The following is a 20,258-nucleotide window of genomic DNA, read 5'->3' on the forward strand; positions in this document are numbered from 1 at the left end:
TTATTGTTCCTACACCTTTAGTCTGCCGGATGGCCGCCGAGCAGTTGTTCGAGTGCCCTGACGGGGAGCGGACGGCAGGTGAGGAAGCCCTGGTAGTGCTGGCAACCCAACTCCTTGAGGATGGCTAGCTGGGCCTCATCCTCGACCCCCTCCGCCGTCACGGTGAAATGGAACACCTGGGCCAGATCCAGGATCGCCTTGACGATGGCCTTGTCCTGCTCGCTGTGCACCAGGGTCTGGATGAAGCTTCTGTCGAGCTTCACCTCGTCGGCGGGCAGGTCGCGCAGATAGGCCAGCGACGAGTAGCCGGTGCCAAAGTCGTCGATGGAGAGCAGGATACCGAGCTCTTTCAACTGGTGCATCCGGGCAATGCTCTCGCGGCGGTTTTCCAGCACCACGGACTCGGTCACCTCCAGCAACAGGCGGGAGGGGGGGACGCCGGTATCGCGCAGTATGTACTCCACCTGCTGCACGAAGCCCTGGGTATGGAACTGGCGGGCGCTGACGTTGACCGAGAGGTGAGGGATCTGGAGCCCCTGGTTGAGCCAGAAGCTGTATTGGGCGCAGGCGGTTTTCATTACCCAGTAGCCGATCTCCAGGATGAGGCTGGTCTCCTCGGCGATGGGGATGAACTCCCCCGGCGGCACCATGGTGCCATCGCTGCGCTGCCAGCGCAGCAGGGCCTCGATGCCGGAGAGGCTGCCGTTGTCGACCCGGTACTGGGGCTGGTAGTGCAGCAGCAGCTCATGGTGGCGCAGGGCATCGCGCAGCTGGTTGGTCAGGGTCAGGCGGTTTTTCTCCTGCTGGGCCATCGCCTCGCTGAAGAAGACGTAGCTGCCCTGGCCGGTACGCTTGGCCATGTGGGTGGCGGTATCGGCTTGCTGCATCAGGGTCAGGTGATCCATGCCGTTGCTGGTAAAGAGGCTGATCCCCACAGAGGCGCTGCAGTGCAGCTTGTGATCGCCGATGTCGAACGGGGTACGAAACAGCCCCATCAACTCGCGGGCGAAGTGTTCCGCCAGGATCTTGGCGGTGACCTCTCCTTGCCCCAGCTGGGTGAACAGCAGGGCGAACTCGTCTCCCGAGATGCGGGCCTGGATCAGGTTGTCCTGAGGCAACTCCCGAAAACGGCGCACCACCGCCTGCAGCAGCTGATCGCCGCAGGCGTGGCCGAGGGAGTCGTTGATCGACTTGAAGTTATCGAGATCCACCAGCAAGAGGGCGCCCCACTGGCCGCTGGATTCACCCAGGGTGCGTTGCAGCGCATCGTTGAGACTGCGGCGATTGTAGAGACCACTCAGATCGTCGTAGTAGGCGAGCTGCTCGATATGTCTGGCAGCCTCCTTCTCCTGGGTGATGTCGTAGAAGCTGCAGATGAAGTGGCTGATCTCTCCCTGCCCATCCTTGACCCCGCTCACCATCAGGCGCACCGGAAAGAGGTGGCCATCCTTGTGCAGGCACTGCTCTTCGCCGAGCCAAAATTCCTGTTCGGTGACCGCACGTCGCACCACCTCCTTGAGATCGTCCCCATAGTAGGTGGGACGCAGCTGGCGAATGGAGTGACCAATCACCTCCACCTCGCTAAAGCCGGTGATCCGGCTGAAGGAGAGATTGACCTTGAGCACGATGCCATGGTGATCCATCACCACCAGGCCGTCATGGGTATTGAAGGCCACTTCGGCCAGGCGCAGCGCATCGTCGGCGGCGAGTCGGCGCAGCTCGATGGCGGCCCGCTCGTGCTGGCTGCTCAGCTGATCGAGCAGGGGCTCGGGATCGGCCAGCGGCGCATCGAGCAGCAGGGAGAGGTGACCCATGATGGTGCCGTCGGCCCCGTGCAGGGGGATGCCGACATAGGCGTTGGCATTGGTGGCCAGCAGCTTGGTGGCATTGGGATAGCGCAGGGGCAGATCTTCCACATAGAGGGCCTGCCCATGCTCAAAGAGCTCCCTGCCCGGCCCAGGATCCATCTGGATTGGCTTGAGGGTGGAGAAGGTCTGCTCATGAAAGACGCAGCGGGGGATGATCCAGAGCTCCTGGCCGCGGGGCTGGTACTCACCGATGAGGCCGATACGGGCCCCGCTGATGGTCATGGCCCACTGCACCAGGGTCTTGCAGTAGTCGATGCCGGTCAGCCGGTGCAGCTCGGCGGGCAGGGTAGGCTCGTCGTCATGGGATTCGTCTCCTGGCTGCCAGTGGCCAAGCAGCTGGGCGCTGTGGCGCACCAGTTGCAGCATCTCGTCGCTGATGGGGGTTGGTTCCAGGTATTCGAGACTGAGGACACCAAACAGCTTGTCCTGCTCAAGCAGGGCGCAATCGAGGCGTGAACGGACGCCGGCGCTGGTCAGATAGAGGTGCTGGCTCAGCATCGGCTGGTGGGCAGCCTCGGAAAAACTCAAGGATTTGCGGGTGCGCAGGGCGCGAATGTAGCGACTGTCACCCCGGATCGGATAGAGGCTCTCTACCCCCAGGGTAAACACCGGGCTGAGCTGTTCACCCCCCAGCTCGCCATTGGCCTGGTAGTGCCAGAGAATGAGTCGATCGGCCCCCAATGTCTCTTTCAGCGTCTCCAGCAGCGGCGCATACTGTTGCTGGCTTGCCATCTGGCTCAGCCGCGGCAGTTGCAGGGCAAGATCGGCCACCGGAAGCTGGCGCTGATGCTGCAGGCAGATCAGCCAGAAGTCATTTTGTTCATGGGCGATGGCGATGTGCCACTGCTGCTCGGCAAAGCGCAGGGAGATCTTGCCCCCCTGGCCATTGGCCAGCAGCTGTTCGATGGGGTGGCGCAGGGCGTCGGGAAGCTGGGCTGGCCAGGGGGCTCTGGGCTCATCGAGCCAATAGAGCGGTGTCTGCATCACGTCGGTCAGTGCGACCAGCCGTTGGCTGTGCCTATCCAGACGAAAAAAGAGCGGCGTCTGGCGGGGAGAAGAGATCTGACTGAGTGCGGTAGACGACATGAACAAACAACATCCTGTTAAGCAACCGTCGGGCTTGCAAGAATACTGCAAAATCGAGGGAAACAAAATTTCATTGAACTCTAAATTAGAAAAAGCTAATTTATTGGCCATTAACGTCCATGAGGAGTCATGCTGATGAAAAGGATCCTGATTATTGGTGGTGTAGCGGGGGGCGCATCGGCGGCCGCCAGGGCCCGTCGCCTGAGCGAGGATGCGGAGATCGTGATGTTCGAGCGGGGCGAATTCGTCAGCTTCGCCAACTGTGGTCTGCCCTATCACATCGGGGGGGATATCCCTCATCGGGATGCCCTGTTGCTGCAGACTCCCCAGAGTTTCAAGCGCCGTTTCAACGTCGATGTGCGGGTCTTCCACGACGTCATCGAGATAGACAAGGCCGGCAAGACCCTGCTGGTGCGCAATCTGCAAACCGGTGAAGAGCAGCGCGAACCCTATGACGTGCTGCTGCTAAGCCCGGGGGCGGCCCCCATTCGTCCGCCTTTCCCGGGTATCGACAGCCCCCACGTCCACACCCTGCGCAATATTCCGGACATGGATCGCATCCTGGCCGCCCTTGAGCACGATCTACCACGCCACGTCACCGTGGTGGGGGGCGGTTTCATCGGCCTGGAGATGATGGAAGCCCTGCATCAGCGCAAGCTGGAGGTCACCCTGCTGGAGCTCTCCGAGCAGGTGATGGCGCCGGTCGATAAAGAGATGGCCAACATGCTCCACGCTCGCATTCGCGAGGAGGGGATCGATCTGCGCCTGCGCACCGGCCTCTCTGCCATCGAGAGCCTGGATGTACTGGCGGAAAAAACCGCCGCCGTGGCCACCGAACAACGGGGTGGATTGCGTCTGACCCTGAGTGATGGCACCCATCTCGATACCGGTCTGCTGATCCTGGCCATCGGCGTCAAACCCGAGACCCTGCTCGCCGCCAAGGCCGGGCTGGAGCTGGGCCCGCGCGGCGGCATCAAGGTGGATGCCGGCATGCGCACCTCGGATCCCTTCATCTACGCGGTGGGGGATGCGGTGGAGGAGACCGACTTCGTGACCGGCGAGTCCGTGCTGATCCCGCTGGCAGGCCCTGCCAACCGTCAGGGCCGCATTGCCGCCGACAACATGCTGGGGCGCAGCGAGACCTACAAGAAGACCCAGGGGACCGCCATCTGCAAGCTGTTCGATCTGGCGGTGGCGAGCACAGGTCTCAACGAGAAGCGGCTGGTGCAGCTGGGTCTGCCGTTCGAGAAGGCCTATGTCCATCCGGGCAGTCACGCCGGCTACTACCCGGGAGCCCATCCGGTCAGCCTCAAGCTGCTGTTTGCCCCGGATGGCAAGATCTACGGCGCCCAGGCCATCGGCAAGGATGGCGTCGACAAACGAATCGATGTGCTGGCGGTCGCCCAGCGTGCCGGGCTCACCGTGTTCGACCTGCAGGATCTGGAGCTCACCTATGCGCCGCCGTTTGGCTCGGCCAAGGATGTGATCAACATGGCGGGGTTCGTGGCGAGCAACCATCTGAAAGGGGATACCACCCTCTGCCACGTGGCCGAAGTACAGGCCCATCAGCCGCACCAGATGGTGCTGGATGTGCGCAATACCCCCGAGCTCGACAAGCTGGGCCGCATCCCGGGGGCGATGCATATCCCCCTCGATGAGCTGCGCGGCCGCCTCGCGGAGCTGCCCAAGGACAAGGAACTGCTGATCAGTTGTCAGGTGGGGCTGCGCGGCCATGTGGCCTGTCGCCTGCTGAGCCAGCACGGCTTCAAGGTGAAGAACCTTTCCGGCGGCTTCAAGACCTGGCAGATGGCCACCGCCGACTGATTACTTTCTGTGCCTGTTTGCCCCTCTCCCTTGTGCGCGCAAGATGAGGGGCTTTTTATACCCGTCATTCAGTCCTCTCATCCGGCCTGCAACAGATAGACACACTTTTTTTGCTGACATTGTGAAAAATTAACGTGTTGTTCAGGGGCGTGCGGCTATAACGCGAGCCTTGTACACGAGAAACAGTGTGGTAGGGAGTGTGACATGCTGGATATGCTGATCGCCATTTGGCATCAGGACTTTGATGCACTGGTTCAGATGCAGGCCGTGCCTATGCTGATCGGCTGCCTGATGCTGGTGCTGCTGCTGGAATCCGCCTTCGTCTTTCTGCCCCTGCCGGGAGACAGCCTGGTGCTGCTGGCCGGTGGCCTGGTCGGGATGGGGGTCTTTGGCCCCGAAGTCACTCTCGGTTATCTGCCGCTGGCGGCGGGGATTGGCTCCGTGCTCGCCTATCTGCAAGGACGGGCGCTGCAGCGCACCCGTTTCATGGACCATATCGAACGAATGCTGCCCGCCGAGAGTCTGCCAAGGGCAACCAACCTGTTGAAACGATATGGTTTTCTGGCCATGTTCTCGTCCCGCTTCATCCCGTTCGTGCGGGTGCTGACCCCCATGCTGATGGGGATTGGCCGTCTGAGCGTGCTGCGCATGTGCATCGCCAGCTTCGCCAGTGCCTTCCTGTGGGCGCTTTGCCTGAGCCTGGTGGGTAAGCTGGCAATGAAAACCTCCTTCTTCGCCCATCACAGCGAGCTGCTGACCCGCCTGTTGCTGATCGCCTCCCTGGTGCTCTTCCTCGCCGCCGTCATGGCCATTCTCTTTCGCTGGTTCAAGGGGGGAGCGAAAAGGGAGACGACCCACGAGTAACGGATAATCTTGACTCCCGCTGGTGGAGTGCGGCGGTTGCCTGCCAAGGGATCGCCACGTCGGTAATGGGTTTTGTGTCGAGGGGGCGGGATGCCTTATCCTGTTCCCTGTCACGCTGCCATGGCAGCGCTTTACCCCGGGATGGATCCTATGCGCCTCTTTACCCTTCGCCCTGTTTTCCACCACGCCGTCCGTTCACCCTCTTCTCCCGTTTTGCGCCGCGCAGCGGCCCTGCTGTTGGCGGGGATCACCGGTCTGCTGCTGGCCGGCTGCGGTCCGGACAAGCCGGCCACTAAGGCAGAGGCTCCCGCAGCGCAGCAAGAGATCGGAGCCCCGGACGCCGTGGTGCAAGCCAATGCCCGTCAATATCGCGATGCGCCGGCGCTGGCGCTGGTCTTTTCCGGCCCCTTGGTGCCCAAGGCGAACTGGCAGAGCTGGCTTGCCGTGAGTGAGGGAGGCAAGCAGGTGCAGGGGGAGTGGATCCTGGCCGATGATGGCCGCACCCTCTACTTCCCAAACGTGCAGCCCGATAAAAGTTACGAGGTGAGCCTCAAGGCGGGGCTGGGCCCATCCCCTCAGCGCTGGACCCTCAAGACCCGGCCGCTGGAGGCGGGAGCCTCCTTTACCGCCAGCGGGATGGTATTGCCGCTGCGCGACGAGCTGCGCCTGCCCATCAGCGCGGTCAACGTGGACGAGGTTAATATCGACTTCTTCCGGGTCGATGCGGAATATCTGCCCCGTTTCCTGGCCGAGTATCGTCCCGGTGCCGGCATGGGCAACTGGGAGCTTGAACAGATCACCAAGCGGGCCAAGCGGGTGTTCAGCGGCCGCTATGCGCTGGAGCTCGATGCCAACCGGCGCGAGACCCGCCTTATCAATGTGAAGGAGCCGCAGCTGGCAGAGGCTGGCGTCTACTTTGCGGTGATGTCGCCCCTTGGCAACTACGACTGGCGCAAGGAGACCACCTATTTCGCGGTGAGCGACATGGGGCTCAGTGCCCGTCGCTATCGGGATCGACTGGAGGTGTTTGTCAGTTCGCTGGCAACCGCCGACCCACTCAAGGATGTGCAACTCTCTCTGCTCGACGAGAAGGGCAACCGGCTGCAGGTGCAAACCACCGATCCGCAGGGTCATCGACGCTTCGATCAGGTGCAGGGGGCGCGTCTGCTGCTGGCCGAGCAGGGCAAGCATCTGGCAGTGCTGCGCCTCGATGGGGCGGCGCTCGATCTTTCCACCTTCGATCTTGGAACCCAACCCTGGCAGGCCCAGCAGTTGTATCTCTTTAGCGGGCGCGATCTCTATCGCCCCGGCGAGCGACTCGACAGCGAGATCCTGCTAAAAGGGCAGGATGGCCAGCTGCTGCCGGGCATGGCGGTGGAGCTAGAGGTGAAACAGCCGGACGGCCAACTGCTCGAACAAAAGCGCCTGCTGCCGGACAATCTTGGCGCGGCCCACTACGGCCTGCGCCTGCCGGAGGATGCACCGCTCGGGCGCTGGACCATCAACCTCAAGACTGCCGCCGGCAGCCGCTTCGAGTGGCCTTTCCTGGTGGAGGAGTTTCTGCCGGAGCGGCTGAAACTGCAGCTTGGCAAGGGGCAGGATGGTGAAGTCATGGATCTGGACGCCGCCCTCACTCTGCCGCTGCAAGGGGACTATCTCTACGGTGCGCCAGCGAGCGCCACCAAGGCCAAGGCTGAGGTAAAAATCAGCCGCGCCATCATGCCCTTTACCCAATGGCAGGAGTTCACCCTGGGGGATGTGCTGCTCGCCGAGCAGGCCAGGGATCTCGAGCCGCTGAATCTCACCCTGGATGCGCAGGGGCAGGGGACTTTTTCGCTGGCTGATGAGCTCGACGGGGTGCGCGCCCTCGGGCCGCTGGAGGTGGCTTATCGGGTGTCGCTCTCCGAACCCGGTGGCCGCGCCGTCAATCGCAGCCGCACCCAGTATGGCTGGCCCGCGGGCAGCCAGTGGCCGGCGCTCAAGGCAGACTTCGTGGCGGATCGTGTAGAGGGGGGCAAGCCGCTCCCCTTCCAGATCCTCAACCTCGATGACAAGGGCCAGCCGGTGGTGGGGACTGTGAAGGTGCGCCTTATCAACGAGTACCGCGACTACTATTGGCACTACGCCGATGGGGAGGGGTGGAAGTACGAATTCAACAGCCAGCCCTATCTGGAGCAGGAGCATACTCTGCAACTGGATGGCAAGGGGCCGACGCCTCTCAGTCTGACGTTGGCGGCGGGCTGGTATCGCCTCGAGGTGGAAAACAGCCAGGGCCATCAATCCAGTCTGCGGCTGGAGATCGGCAGCTACGCCTGGGGCGGTGGTGGCGAGCAGGCACGGCCTGACAAGATCGCCATCACCCTCGACAAGCGCGCCTATCTGGCGGGTGACAAGGCCAAAGTGACGCTGGTGGCGCCGCGTCCCGGCAAGGGCTTGCTGCTGGTGGAAGATGGCGACGGCCTGCGCTGGTGGCAGCGCATCGAGCTCAAGGGGGAGGGTGGCGATGCCAAGGATGCCCGCGGCGAGTTCGAGATCCCGGTCAGCCCCGAGTGGCAGCGTCATGATTTGCATATCTCGGCCCAGATCGCCGCACCGGATAGCGCCTCCCAACCGGCCAGCAGCCAGCAAGGGCAGAGCCTGCGCTCGGTCGGGCTGGTGCCGCTGACCCTGGACAGGGAGTCCCGCCGCCTGCCGCTCACCCTGAGTGCGCCGGACAGGGCTGTACCGCTAACCCGACTGGAAGTGACCGCCACCTCCACCCCCAACAGTCAGGGCCGCGTGGTGCTGGCGGCGGTGGATCGGGGCGTGCTCAATATCAGCGATTATCAACCCCTCGACCCGTTCGAGATCTTCTTTGGCCGCAAGCGCTTCGCCCAAGATTTGTTCGACAACTACGGGCAAGTGATCCCGCCGCAGGATGGCAAGCTGGCCCGCCTCAACTATGGGGGCGACCGGGCGCCGCTGAAAAAGGGCGGCGCGCTGGAGAGCCGGGTCGAGATCGCCGCGCTCTGGAGCGGCGAGGTGAGTTTTGACGAGCAGGGCAAGGCGGTGATCCCGCTCGATCTGCCCAACTTCAACGGTGAGCTGGCGCTGATGGCGCTGGCCTGGAACGAACAACAAGTGGGCGAGGCCGAACGCGCCGTCAAGGTGGTGGCGCCCCTGGTAGCAGAGATCGGCTGGCCGCGCTTTGGCGCCAGAGGGGATGAGACCCGGGCGCTGGTGCAACTGCGCAACATGAGCGGCGAGGATCAGACCCTCTCCCTTGCCTGGACCCTCAATGGTGGGCTGAAAGCAAACGGCGAGCTGCCCCGCACCTTGGCCCTGAAAAATGGCGAAGAGCAGTGGCTGACCCTGCCGCTCACCGTGACCGGGGCAAGCGGCGTGGCAAGCCTGCAGTTGGCGGCCAGCGGCAAGGATTTTGCCATCAGTCGCGACTGGTCTCTGCCGCTGCGCTCCCCCTGGCCGGCCGAGACGCGCCAGCGCTACCAGATGCTGGCCCCCGGCCAGCAGATGAGCTTTGCACCAGCTGAGCTGGCCGGGCTGGATCGCGCCAACCTGCAGGGGTTGCTCAGCCTCTCCGGCACTCCCCCTTGGGATCCGGCAGCCCAGTGGCAGGCGCTGGCCGACTACCCCTACGCCTGTCTGGAGCAGACCTTGTCCCGTGCTTGGCCTTACTTGCTGACCACGGCGGATGAGCGCGCCGCCTGGAACAAACCGGCAGCGGGCAAGAAGGCGGCGAGCGAGGCGGATGTGCAACGCGCCTTGCTGCAACGGCTGCAGCGGTTGCAACTGCCAAGCGGCGGCTTTGGCCTCTGGGATGGTCGCTCCGACGAGGAGCAGTGGCTCACCGCCTATGCCGCCGATTACCTGCTGGCGCGCAAGGAGGCGGGCGACGCCGTGCCGGAGGCCATGCTCAATCAGGCGCTGAACCGACTGCAGAGCTATCTCACCGACAGCCAGTACGGCGAGCGCTGGAGCAGTGCCCCCGAGCACAGCCGTCTTGCCTATCAGGCTTACAGTGCCTATGTGCTGGCCCGGGTGGGCAAGGCGCCACTCGCTACCCTGCGCCTTATCTGGGAGCAGCAGGCCGATCACGCTCGCTCCGGCTTGCCGCTCTTGCACCTCTCGCTGGCCCTCTCGGCCATGGGGGATGAACAGAACGCCGCCAAGGCCCTCAGCCGGGCATTGGCGACCGAGCGCGGTGACGACTATCTCGGGGATTACGGCTCGCCGCTGCGCGATCAGGCCCTTGAGCTCTCCTTGCTGCGCCAGCACAAGCTGGCTGCGGATCGCTGGCCCGCTCTTAGTGCCAAGGTGGCCGATACCCTGGCCCATCGTCAGTGGCTCAGCACTCAGGAGCGGCTCGCCCTGTTGCGACTCGCCCGTTTCGATCCGGCCGTTGACTGGCAGGCCAGGGTAACTTCCTCTCTTGGCAGTGGATCCCTGAGCGGTTCGGCTCCGCAGCAGCAGGGTGCCCCCGAGGCACTGGCGGCGAACACCGTCACCAACGAGGGCAAGGGCTCCCTCTATGTGCAGCGTACCCTGATTGGCTACCCCGAACAGGCACCGGCACGGGTCAGCAAGGGGATGAGCGTGACCCGCAGCTGGTTCAACAGCGATGGTCAGCCGTTTGATCCCGCCAAGGTGAAGGTGGGTGATCTGGTGGTGGTGCGGCTCAACGTCAGCAGTGAATCGGCGGTGCCCGATGCCCTGCTGGTGGAGATGGTGCCCGCTGGCTTCGAGCTGGAGAACCCGGCCCTTGGCAACAGCATCAAGCTGGAAGAGCTCTCCATTGAGGGGAAACCTGCGTGGCAGATCGAATGGAACGACTATCTCAAGCATCAGGAGTTTCGCGATGACCGCTACACGGCAGCGCTGGATCTGAGCGAGGGGAGCAACCAGCAGCTGGTCTACCTGATGCGGGCGGTGACGCCGGGCCGCTATCAGGTGCCGCCGACCCAGGTGGAGGATATGTACCGGCCCGAGCTGCGGGCCGTGGGTGAGGATATCCATGAGGTAACTATCTCTGAGTAGCTGGCGCTTGATGAGTCGCAGACGCCCTCTGAGCAACGTTCCTTCCAGTGAGCGGGTTCGCCCGCTCACTTTCTGGCAGCGTGGCTGGCTGAGGCTAAGTCGCAGTGGCCGCGCTGGCGGGCGCAGGCTTGGCCGTCTACCACGCTGGCTGCGTTTTTCGGTGCTGGGAGTTGTAGCACTACTCCTGTCATTGCTGGCGCTGGATCGACTCTTCCCGCCGCCGCCACTCGACCCCGCCTACGCACGGGTGGTGCTCGACATGAAGGGGCGACCGCTGCGCGCCTTTGCCGATACCAGTGGTGTGTGGCGCTATCCCGTGACCCTGGAGCAGGTCTCTCCCCGCTATATCGAGGCGCTGCTGGGCTACGAGGATCGCCATTTCTGGCGCCATCCCGGAGTCAATCCGGTGGCCATGGTGCGCGGGGTCTGGCAGTGGCTGCGCTACGGGCGGGCCGTGTCGGGCGGCTCGACTCTCACCATGCAGGTGGCACGCCTCATCGAGCCCTACCACAGGAGCGTGCCCGGCAAGTTGCGCCAGATGGCTCGTGCGTTGCAACTGGAGTGGCACTATGACAAGCGCACCCTGCTCACCGTTTATCTGAACCGGGCGCCGTTTGGCGGCAATCTGGAGGGGGTGCAGGCGGCAAGTTTTGCCTATCTCGGCAAGAGCGCCGCCAAGCTGACTTATGCCGAGGCGGCGCTGTTGGCGGTGCTGCCGCAGGCTCCCAGCCGCAACCGGCCGGACCGGCATCCCGAGCGGGCTCGCGCCGCCCGCGACAAGGTGATGCAGCGGCTGGTGGCGCAGGGTGTCTGGCCCGAACAGGCGTGGCTGGAGGGGCGTATCGAGCCGGTGCTGGCCCGCGGTCACTTCACGCCGATGGAGGCGCCGCTGTTTGCTCGCCTCGCCGCCGACAATCAGGCCGGGGCGCTGGTGCACACCACCATAGACGGCGATCTGCAGCGCTGGCTGGAGGGGCGGGTGGCGAGCTATATCCGCCGTTTCCCCGAGCAGACCTCCGCCGCCCTGCTGCTGGTAGACAACAAAACCATGGCGGTGCGCGCCTATGTGGGCAGCGCCGAGTATGGCAATTTGCGCCGCCACGGTTATCTGGACATGGTGCAGGCGATCCGCTCTCCCGGCTCCACCCTCAAGCCCTTCATCTACGGTCTGGCCATGGACGAAGGATTGGTGCACTCGGCCTCCCTGCTCTCCGACGCGCCAAGGCTGGGATCTGACTATCGCCCCGCTAACTTTTCCGGTGCCTTTCAGGGGCCGGTGACCCTCGCCCAGGCGCTGCAGCAATCCCTCAACGTGCCGGCGGTGCAGGTGCTGGAGGCGCTGGGGGCCGATAAGCTGGTCAGCCGTCTCGACAATGCCGGGGTGAGGCTGGCCCTCTCCGACAAGCCCAATCCGGCCATTGCGCTCGGGGCGGCGGGCATTCGGCTAGAGCAGCTGGTGGCGCTCTACAGCTCGCTGACCCGGCAGGGGCAGGTGGCGATGCCGGTCTGGCTGGCGGGGCAGCGGGCGGTGTCGCGTCCCCTGCTGAGCCCGGGAGCGGCCTGGATCATCTGGCAGATATTGAGCGCCCAGGGGCGGGCTGATCAGCCCTTTGCCAGCGAGGCGACCGGCCGGGTCAATCGGCTGGCCTGGAAGACCGGTACCAGCTATGGCTATCGCGACAGCTGGGCGATGGGGGTCTCCGGTCGCTGGACCATCGGCGTCTGGCTGGGGCGCCCCGACGGCACCCCCATGCCCGGTTTTTACGGCCAGAGCGCGGCGGTGCCGCTGCTGCTCTCGGTCTACTCGCGGTTGGCTGACAGCAGCCCCCTGCCGGCACAACCCAACACGGTGAGCGAGGCCGAAGTTTGCTGGCCGCTGGGGCGCAAGGCGAGCGCGACCCTGCCTGAGGCCTGTCTGCAGCGCCAGAGCGCCTGGCTGCTGGAAGGGCGCGATCCCCCCACCTTGCCGGATCCCATGGATTGGCCTTCGCCGCTGCGCCAGGTTGCGTTGACCGTTCAGGGAAAACCCACTCTGAGCCGCTGCCACGATGCGGCACAATCCGGTTTTCGGGCGCTCTGGCCGCTGTCGCTGGAGCCGTGGCGCTCACCCGGCGAGCGGCGCCAGGCGCAGCTGGCCAGCGGCTGTGCAGGGGAAGGGCAGAGCACCGAGCTGCAGGCCCCCATCCGCATCCTGGCGCTGGGGGAGGGCAACCTTGTTCGCAGCCAGCGTTATCGGCTGCAGCCCAAGGTGCTGGGCGGCGTCGGCAAGCCGGCCTGGTTTCTCAACGGTCAGCGGCTGCGCTGGGACGGGGATCAGGTGCTGAGCGAGGCGGGTCGCTATCAGCTGGTGGTAGTAGACGAGGCGGGCAACAGCGATCGCATCGAATTTCGCCTGGAAAATCCCTCCTGATCGGGAGGGAGTACGCTCAGGATTTGACCTGCCCCAGGCGGGTGAAGAAGTGCTGGCTCTTGCGCTGGTGGAAGTGGCTCTTCTTGATGGAGTGAAACACCAGATTGCTGCCTGGGTGGCTCGCCTTGAGGCGGTGGATCATCGCCATGGCGGGTAGACTGGTGCTGATCATGGTGGTGAGGGGCAGGCTTCGGGTTTGTGGCCCCAGCAGTTGGTTGAGTGCCTGCTGGGCCTGCTCGAATCGCGTCAGTGCTGCGGGTTCCGGGTATCCGCTGCCGAGCATGGCGAGCAGGTCGTCGAGGGCCTGATGAAACTCGGCCAGCTGCTGGCGAAAACCGCTGCGCCCACGCAGGGCGATGAGCTCCGCAAACGGGATCTCGTTCAAGTGAGTGGGCACTTGCAACGGGATCTCCAGATGGAAGCAATCCTGGCCGCCCCGGTTGTGGTAGCGGGATTCGAGCAGGTGGAGCAGCCGGTCCAGATAGTCGTGATCGGTGATGAGGACCCCCTCATTGGCGAGTGCCCACTCACGGGCGAGCCGCATGGAGAGCAGGTTGGCAAAGCGTCGCGCCATCCTGATCCCTCCCTCGTCCCGGCTGGCAAAGCCTTTGTCGAGGCAAAAACCGTGCAAGCGCTCCAGGCCTGCCTGGGCCGGGCAGAAGCAGTCGTGATTGGCGCTTTGACGCCAGCGTGCGATGAGCTCCTTGTTGCCAAACACCTTGTGGCGGACAAAATCGGGGGTGATAAGGCCGCCGAGCTGACTCTCCAGCTGGGGGGTGATGGCGGCAAAGAAGGCGGGTTCCGGCCGCTCTGCCAGCAGATCCGTCTCTGTTTCGAGGGTCTCCAGCAGGGCGGTCAGGCCACTTTTCTCGCTGACGGTGAAGACGAAGGCGAGCCGCTCCAGATAGAGCAGGGCAAACTTGAGCCAGAGCTCGTCACGTACCTCCATGCCGGGGTAGTAGATATAGGTCTTCATCGGATCAATCTGTTGTCGGGATCTTGCCAGGGCGCAGGGTCGGGAATATACGCAAAATCGCCGCTGTGCGGCAAACATTGCGTGGTGGTCTGTGAGCAAACGCTCATCCAGTAGGCGCTGGACACAAAGTTCTGATATAATTCGCGCCCTTAAATCAAGGTCACCCGAGTCATTACCATGAAGTTCATTATCAAGCTGTTCCCGGAAATCACCATCAAGAGCAAGTCGGTTCGCCAGCGTTTCATCAAGATCCTGCAGGGCAACATCCGCAACGTCCTGCGACGCTTCGACGACGACGCCCGGGTGCGCATGGACTGGGACAAGCTGATCGTGAGCTCGCGCAATGACCAGTTCCGCGACCAGGCCATAGAGGCACTCGCCTGCATTCCCGGCATCCAGTCCTTCCTCGAGGTGCAGGCCAGCAAGTTCACCGATTTGCACGACATCTTCGAGCAGGTCAAGGCGGTATGGGGCGACCAGCTCAAGGGCAAGACCTTCTGCGTGCGTGCCAAGCGCCACGGCAAGCACGAGTTCTCCTCTCTTGAAATTGAACGCTATGTAGGTGGTGGCCTGAACCAGCACTGCGAGAGCAACGGCGTGCGCCTGAAGAACCCGGATGTGAAGATCAACCTCGAGATCGATGGTGAGGAGCTGTTCATCGTCAGCGCCATCCATCAGGGCTTGAGTGGCATGCCCATCGCCACCCAGGAGGACGTGTTGAGCCTCATCTCCGGCGGTTTTGACTCGGGCGTCGCCTCCTTCCAGTTCATCAAGCGCGGCTGCCGCGTGCACTACTGCTTCTTCAATCTGGGCGGCGCGGCCCACGAGATCGGTGTCAAGCAGGTGGCTTATCACTTGTGGAACCGCTTCGGCTCCTCCCACCGGGTGCGCTTCACCGCGGTGGACTTCGAGCCGGTGGTGGCCGAGATCCTCGAGAAGATCGACAACGGCCAGATGGGCGTAGTGCTTAAGCGGATGATGATGCGTGCCGCCGCCAAGGTGGCCGACGAGTTCCAGATCCCGGCGTTGGTGACCGGCGAGTGTGTGGGCCAGGTCTCCAGCCAGACCCTCACCAACCTGAACGTGATCGACCGGGTGACCGACAAGGTGATCCTGCGCCCGCTGATCACCTGGGACAAGCCGGACATCATCAGCGAAGCGCGCCGCATCGGTACCCTGGAGTTTGCCGAGACCATGCCCGAGTACTGCGGCGTCATCTCCAAGAAGCCGACCGTGAAGGCGGATCTTGCCCGCATCGAAGCGGAAGAGGCCAACTTCGACTTCGCCATCCTGGACAAGGTGGTAAGCGAGGCTCGCTACCTCGACATCCGTCGCATCGGTGAGGAGACCGCCGCCGAGGTGCAGGAAGTGGAGACCACCGCCTCGACCGGTGACAACGAGGTGATCCTAGATATCCGCTCCATGGATGAACACGAAGAGAAGCCGCTGCTGGTGGAAGGGCGCGAGGTGCAGCATATTCCCTTCTTCAAGCTGGCTACCGCCTTTGGCGACTTGCCGAAAGAGAAGACCTACCTGCTTTACTGCGATCGCGGCGTGATGAGCAAGCTGCAGGCGCTCTACCTGAAAGAGAAGGGCTTTGACAACGTCAAGGTGTACCGTCCGTAACGGTTAAGTGACTCTTAATAAAAAAATCCGGCCAATGAGCCGGATTTTTTTATTGCACATCGTGACGGCCGCCCTCAGGGACAGGGAACCGGGGTGAAGGTGGTTTGACCTTGACAGCGCCAGCCCATTTCGGCCTGACGCATCTGCCACAGGTTGTTGCTGCGATAGAGGGTCAGGATGTAGAGCATGTCGCTCTTTTGGCCATCGAGGGCGACCGAGAGCACCAGATCGTTGTCCAGTTGTCTGGCCTGGATACGACTGGGTATGTCATTGTGGCCGACGAAACGCAATGCCACTTCACGATAATCATTGACCCAGTTCTGGCGAGCGCTGCTAGCCTGGCGGATCTGCTGGTTGAACTGCTGTACCGGGGTTGACGCGAGACGGCCGAACAGCACCTGTGCCTCGGCTTGCGCCGTTGTCGCATAGATCAGTAACAGTGAAGTGATGAGTCCAAGTTTTTGCATGAGGGATTCCGGCTTACAACACTGGATCCTATGACAACAGAAAAGCCTGCTTGGTTCAACGAACAAGGCCGGGGGACAAGCCCCCGCACTTGTCATTGGCTGCGCTGCAACGAGAAGGTGGGCAGTGACAGGTGCCAGTAGATGGCGGCGACCCGTAAGCCAAAGACGGTTGTCATGCAGATGAGCATGGCCGTCACCCGATCCACGTTGGCCTCCAGCGCCAGAGTATAGAGAATGCCCCCCAAGATGCAGGCGGTGGCATAAATCTCCTTTTGCAGCACCATGGGGACTTCCCGGGCCAGCACGTCCCGGATCATGCCGCCAGCGACCCCCGTCATGGTACCCATGATCACCGCGATGAGCCCGGGGGTACCGAAGTTGAGGGCCTTCTGGGCGCCGATCACGGTAAACAGGGCAAGCCCGAAGGCATCGGCTACCGGCAATACGTACCAGGGCATGCGTCTGGGTAACTTGACCATCCACATGCCTACAAGTGCTGTGACGATCACCACCCAGATATAGAGGGGATCGCGTACCCAGAACACAGGGGTGGCCCCCAGGATCATGTCGCGGATGGTGCCACCGCCGATGGCGGTAACGGCGGCCAGCACCATGACGCCGAAGCCGTCCATCCTTAGCCTCCCTGCAACCAACACTCCCGAAAACGCGAATACCGCAGTACCAAACATGTCGCTGATATAAACAATCTGCTCAACCAGTGTCTGCATGGAGAACAACTTACGTCCAGTTATTGATGGGGTCGCGATTTTAGGGGGCGCGCCGCCTCTGACCAATGGGCGTCTGCAAGAAGTGGGAGCCAGACCAAGTTTTTGCTTGCGGCGACATGGATAGTGAAGTTTGTGCGGCGGGGGAGCTGGTGTGTAAAGGGATATGATGATGTCCGTGTGAAACCAGTCCTTCTTTGCTCCATGCCTTCGTTGAAGGATGGATGGTATTTTTTCCCTCAAGTTAAGAGAGAACATGCCGATAAATAGGGTAAGCGGCGCTAATGCGATGAAGCGTTAAAAAAACTGCTAAAGACATCGAAAAAGCAGCCGTTAAATAAGACGCATCAGGCAGGAAAAACAATAAAGCCTGAGTAAATAAAAGAGCAAATTTAATAGCTTAGGAGAATAGTCATGAGTATGTATGTAAATACCAACGTTTCGAGCATCAATGCTCAGCGTAACCTGCGTAATAGCAACATTAACCTGGATACCGCCTATCAGCGTCTGTCATCCGGCCTACGTATCAACAGCGCCAAGGACGATGCCGCCGGTCTGCAGATCTCCAACCGTCTGACCTCCCAGATCAACGGTCTGAATCAGGGTAACCGTAACGCGAATGACGGCATCTCCCTGGCGCAAACCGCAGAAGGGGCGATGGAAGAGATCACCGGCATGCTGCAGCGGATGCGCACCCTGTCTCAACAATCCGCCAACGGTTCCAACAACACCGATGACCGGATTGCCTTGCAGCAAGAGGTGAACCAGCTCTCTACCGAGATTGACCGTATCGCTGGCGATACCACCTTCGGTGGTACCAAGTTGCTCGACGGTTCATTCAACGGCACCTTCCAGGTGGGGGCAGATGCCAACCAGACTATCTCCTTCAGTCTGACCGGTTTTTCCTTCAGTATTGCCGGCCTGGCCGGAGCTAATGCGGCAAATACCACTGTATTCGTGGCAGGTGCTAACGGGATCAATATCCAGACCGCATCGGCATCACAGAAAGTACTTGCGGATGTGGACAAACTCATCAAGCAGGTCGATGCCAAGCGTGCCGAGTTGGGTGCGGTGCAAAACCGGATGGAATCGACCATTCGCAACCAGTCCAACATTGCGGAAAACGTCAGTGCGGCGCGAGCTCGGGTACGTGATGCAGACTTTGCGGTAGAAACTGCGAATCTGACGCAGTTCAACATCCTGCAACAAGCAGCATCAACCGTACTGGGTCAGGCTAACCAGCGACCCAATGGCGCACTGCAACTGCTGCGTGGTTAAGAATAAAAAATGAAAGGCGGTTGTTCAGGCCGCCTTTCCGGAGGACGCATCAGAGGGTGTTCGGGAAATCATGTCTCTGATAAGTCACAACACTGTAGTACACTACTAAGCTCAGCGGGCAGTTTATATTCAATAAACCTTCCCGCCCAATTCTCCTGAGCTAAAGCTCGTTGGCCGACCTTGATGTCGGCCTTTTTTATTTTCAACGTAACAAAGCATAACCCATGCCAGTTCTGAAATGCTTTCACCAGCGAGAAAAAGGAGTCGTACGCTTCTGCTTTATCGTGAACCGTCAAGGTTTTGAGGTGGTAGACAGATCCAGTCATCTTTTCAGGCTGTCAAATTGTTGGCTCAATGGGCGCTTGTTGCCATTGGCCGAGTCAAAACAATGACCCTATCTTGAGTCTTTGCTCCCTCTTTCTCTGATATACACCTGTGACAATTCAGTTACTTATCTGTTCTTAACCAAAAGTAGCCGATGTGTTTGAGCTGCTCTTTGGGGGTGGATTGATCTGAGGGGGGCAATCATTTGCCGCAGGCGGCAAAAAAAAGACTAAAGCTTCGTTCAGCGTGGCCGTTAACCAAGGTAAGCAAAAGATTGGGTGTTCGGGACTCCTGGATTTTGCGGTGTGGTGGGTGATTGTCCGTTCAAACAATCCCCACTGGTCGAGAGTAGACGGGCTCGTTCAACCCTCTACTCCCGGATTGCAACAAGGCTGATGTAAGCGAGGCCTGCAGTCTGTATCGATTGGGAGATTAAATCATGGCTATGTTTATTAACACCAACGTGTCCTCGCTGAACGCTCAGCGTAACTTGATGAATACCAACAAGACACTGGACACTTCATATCAACGTTTGTCGTCCGGTCTGCGTATCAACAGCGCCAAGGATGATGCCGCCGGTCTGCAAATTTCCAACCGTCTGACCTCCCAGGTCAATGGTCTGAACCAGGGTAACCGTAACGCAAACGACGGTATCTCCCTGGCGCAAACCGCAGAAGGTGCGATGGAAGAGATCACCGGCATGCTGCAGCGCATGCGGACTCTGGCACAACAGTCTGCGAACGGTTCCAACAACACCTCCGACCGTACCGCGCTCCAGCAAGAAGTCGACCAGCTCTCTACCGAGATCGACCGTATTGCCAGCGATACTACCTTCGGTGGTAAGAAGCTGCTGGATAGCTCCTTCAAGGGTGAATTCCAGGTGGGTGCCGATGCCAACCAGACCATCTCCTTCAGTCTGACCGGTTTCGCGTTCAACGTGGCGGGGATTGCCGGTAATGCTTCAGTGACAACCGCTTTTGCTGCCGGTGCGTCCGGGATCAACATCAGCGCTGCCTCCTCAGCGCAATCCGTGCTCGGTGCCGTCGACAAGATGATCAAGTCTGTTGACTCCAAGCGTGCAGAGCTCGGTGCGGTGCAAAACCGGATGGAATCGACCATTCGCAACCAGTCCAACATCGCCGAAAACCTCTCTGCTGCCCGTGCGCGTGTACGTGATGCGGACTTCGCGGTCGAAACTGCAAACCTGACTCAGTACAACATCCTGCAGCAAGCCGCGTCGACCGTGCTGGCGCAAGCCAACCAGCGTCCGAACGGTGCACTGTCGCTGCTGCGTTGATAAGCTGATGAACAGGTATGGAAAGTAGTTGGAGGACATCATGGCAAATGAAGTAAACCTTGGCTCGGCCTCCTCCTATGCTTTTCCAAAAACTGAAAGCAGTAGCCGTGAGGCTACTGCTTTTGTTTTGGCGCAGCAGAAAGAGGATGTGGCGAAGAAGCGTCAACAAGAGTTGGATGAAGCAGCAAAACAGGAAGCTGCCGCCAAAGAGGAAACAAAATCAGCATCTTTGGAAGAACAGGTACAAGAATTGCAGTCGATCGTATCGATCAAAGGATGGTATCTGAATATTTCCAAGGATAATGAGCTTGGCAAGACCATCGTCAAGCTGCTGGACAAGGATTCGGGAGAGGTGATCCGCCAGATCCCGAGCGAAGAGTTGCTGTCCATATCCAAGCGGTTTCGTGAACTTGAGCAGTCGGGGCTCGATGAGAGTCATCGCAAAGGGCTGCTGTTTGATAAATCTGTGTAGAGGGAGG

The 20,258-nt window shown here is 61.2% G+C and carries 12 protein-coding genes; 8 read left to right on the plus strand and 4 right to left on the minus strand.

The features are described from left to right. Window positions 1-17: 17 nt before the first annotated feature. A complete protein-coding gene (locus LA321_RS13915; protein WP_042071894.1) occupies window positions 18-2,954 on the minus strand; it encodes a sensor domain-containing phosphodiesterase in 2,937 nt (978 codons plus the stop codon). A gap of 135 nt (window positions 2,955-3,089) precedes the next feature. Between LA321_RS13915 and LA321_RS13920 the strand changes: the two genes are divergently transcribed. The 4 genes from LA321_RS13920 (at window position 3,090) to pbpC (ending at window position 13,086) form a co-directional block, all read left to right on the plus strand. Continuing rightward, window positions 3,090-4,778, plus strand: coding sequence for an FAD-dependent oxidoreductase (locus LA321_RS13920; RefSeq protein ID WP_042072386.1), 1,689 nt, complete (start codon window positions 3,090-3,092; stop codon window positions 4,776-4,778). Window positions 4,779-4,982: 204 nt separating this feature from the next. After that, a complete protein-coding gene (locus LA321_RS13925) occupies window positions 4,983-5,642 on the plus strand; it encodes a DedA family protein (protein ID WP_026458498.1) in 660 nt (219 codons plus the stop codon). Window positions 5,643-5,792: 150 nt separating this feature from the next. After that, window positions 5,793-10,676: an alpha-2-macroglobulin family protein gene (locus tag LA321_RS13930; RefSeq protein ID WP_042071891.1), complete on the plus strand. Its 4,884-nt coding sequence runs from the start codon at window positions 5,793-5,795 to the stop codon at window positions 10,674-10,676. A 10-nt stretch (window positions 10,677-10,686) separates the two neighbouring features. Then, window positions 10,687-13,086, plus strand: a complete 2,400-nt coding sequence (gene pbpC, locus LA321_RS13935; RefSeq protein WP_042071889.1) for a penicillin-binding protein 1C — start codon at window positions 10,687-10,689, stop codon at window positions 13,084-13,086. A 16-nt stretch (window positions 13,087-13,102) separates the two neighbouring features. On the opposite strand, the gene LA321_RS13940 is transcribed toward pbpC, so the two are convergent. Next, window positions 13,103-14,062, minus strand: a complete 960-nt coding sequence (locus tag LA321_RS13940) for a hypothetical protein (RefSeq protein ID WP_042071887.1) — start codon at window positions 14,060-14,062, stop codon at window positions 13,103-13,105. Between the two features lie 177 nt (window positions 14,063-14,239). Here LA321_RS13940 and thiI point away from each other — a divergent pair, with 177 nt between their 5' ends. After that, window positions 14,240-15,688 carry a tRNA uracil 4-sulfurtransferase ThiI gene (gene thiI, locus LA321_RS13945; RefSeq protein WP_042025513.1) on the plus strand — a complete coding sequence of 483 codons (1,449 nt, stop codon included), beginning with the start codon at window positions 14,240-14,242 and terminating at the stop codon, window positions 15,686-15,688. Window positions 15,689-15,762: 74 nt separating this feature from the next. On the opposite strand, the gene LA321_RS13950 is transcribed toward thiI, so the two are convergent. After that, a complete protein-coding gene (locus LA321_RS13950) occupies window positions 15,763-16,155 on the minus strand; it encodes a hypothetical protein (protein ID WP_042071885.1) in 393 nt (130 codons plus the stop codon). Between the two features lie 92 nt (window positions 16,156-16,247). Next, window positions 16,248-16,883: a trimeric intracellular cation channel family protein gene (locus tag LA321_RS13955; RefSeq protein WP_026458511.1), complete on the minus strand. Its 636-nt coding sequence runs from the start codon at window positions 16,881-16,883 to the stop codon at window positions 16,248-16,250. A 411-nt stretch (window positions 16,884-17,294) separates the two neighbouring features. Between LA321_RS13955 and LA321_RS13960 the strand changes: the two genes are divergently transcribed. The 3 genes from LA321_RS13960 to LA321_RS13970 all read left to right on the plus strand — a co-directional run bounded on the left by LA321_RS13960 (window position 17,295) and on the right by LA321_RS13970 (window position 20,251). Continuing rightward, window positions 17,295-18,158 carry a flagellin N-terminal helical domain-containing protein gene (locus tag LA321_RS13960; RefSeq protein WP_042071882.1) on the plus strand — a complete coding sequence of 288 codons (864 nt, stop codon included), beginning with the start codon at window positions 17,295-17,297 and terminating at the stop codon, window positions 18,156-18,158. A 763-nt stretch (window positions 18,159-18,921) separates the two neighbouring features. Beyond that, complete coding sequence (locus tag LA321_RS13965; protein WP_042071879.1) at window positions 18,922-19,779, plus strand: flagellin N-terminal helical domain-containing protein; 858 nt, start codon at window positions 18,922-18,924, stop codon at window positions 19,777-19,779. A gap of 40 nt (window positions 19,780-19,819) precedes the next feature. Beyond that, window positions 19,820-20,251 (plus strand): flagellar protein FlaG, encoded by a 432-nt coding sequence (locus LA321_RS13970; protein WP_124238375.1) that lies wholly within the window; start codon window positions 19,820-19,822, stop codon window positions 20,249-20,251. Window positions 20,252-20,258: the final 7 nt, after the last annotated feature.

The sequence above is a fragment of the Aeromonas enteropelogenes genome (genome assembly GCF_020097295.1).
Taxonomy (GTDB): Bacteria; Pseudomonadota; Gammaproteobacteria; order Enterobacterales; family Aeromonadaceae; genus Aeromonas; species Aeromonas enteropelogenes.

Coding starts and splice junctions, on each gene's coding strand:
- LA321_RS13915 (WP_042071894.1), bottom strand. CDS start 2,954: ATGTCGTCTACCGCACTCAGTCAGATCTCTTCTCCCCGCCAGACGCCG.
- LA321_RS13920 (WP_042072386.1), top strand. CDS start 3,090: ATGAAAAGGATCCTGATTATTGGTGGTGTAGCGGGGGGCGCATCGGCG.
- LA321_RS13925 (WP_026458498.1), top strand. CDS start 4,983: ATGCTGGATATGCTGATCGCCATTTGGCATCAGGACTTTGATGCACTG.
- LA321_RS13930 (WP_042071891.1), top strand. CDS start 5,793: ATGCGCCTCTTTACCCTTCGCCCTGTTTTCCACCACGCCGTCCGTTCA.
- pbpC (WP_042071889.1), top strand. CDS start 10,687: ATGAGTCGCAGACGCCCTCTGAGCAACGTTCCTTCCAGTGAGCGGGTT.
- LA321_RS13940 (WP_042071887.1), bottom strand. CDS start 14,062: ATGAAGACCTATATCTACTACCCCGGCATGGAGGTACGTGACGAGCTC.
- thiI (WP_042025513.1), top strand. CDS start 14,240: ATGAAGTTCATTATCAAGCTGTTCCCGGAAATCACCATCAAGAGCAAG.
- LA321_RS13950 (WP_042071885.1), bottom strand. CDS start 16,155: ATGCAAAAACTTGGACTCATCACTTCACTGTTACTGATCTATGCGACA.
- LA321_RS13955 (WP_026458511.1), bottom strand. CDS start 16,883: ATGCAGACACTGGTTGAGCAGATTGTTTATATCAGCGACATGTTTGGT.
- LA321_RS13960 (WP_042071882.1), top strand. CDS start 17,295: ATGAGTATGTATGTAAATACCAACGTTTCGAGCATCAATGCTCAGCGT.
- LA321_RS13965 (WP_042071879.1), top strand. CDS start 18,922: ATGGCTATGTTTATTAACACCAACGTGTCCTCGCTGAACGCTCAGCGT.
- LA321_RS13970 (WP_124238375.1), top strand. CDS start 19,820: ATGGCAAATGAAGTAAACCTTGGCTCGGCCTCCTCCTATGCTTTTCCA.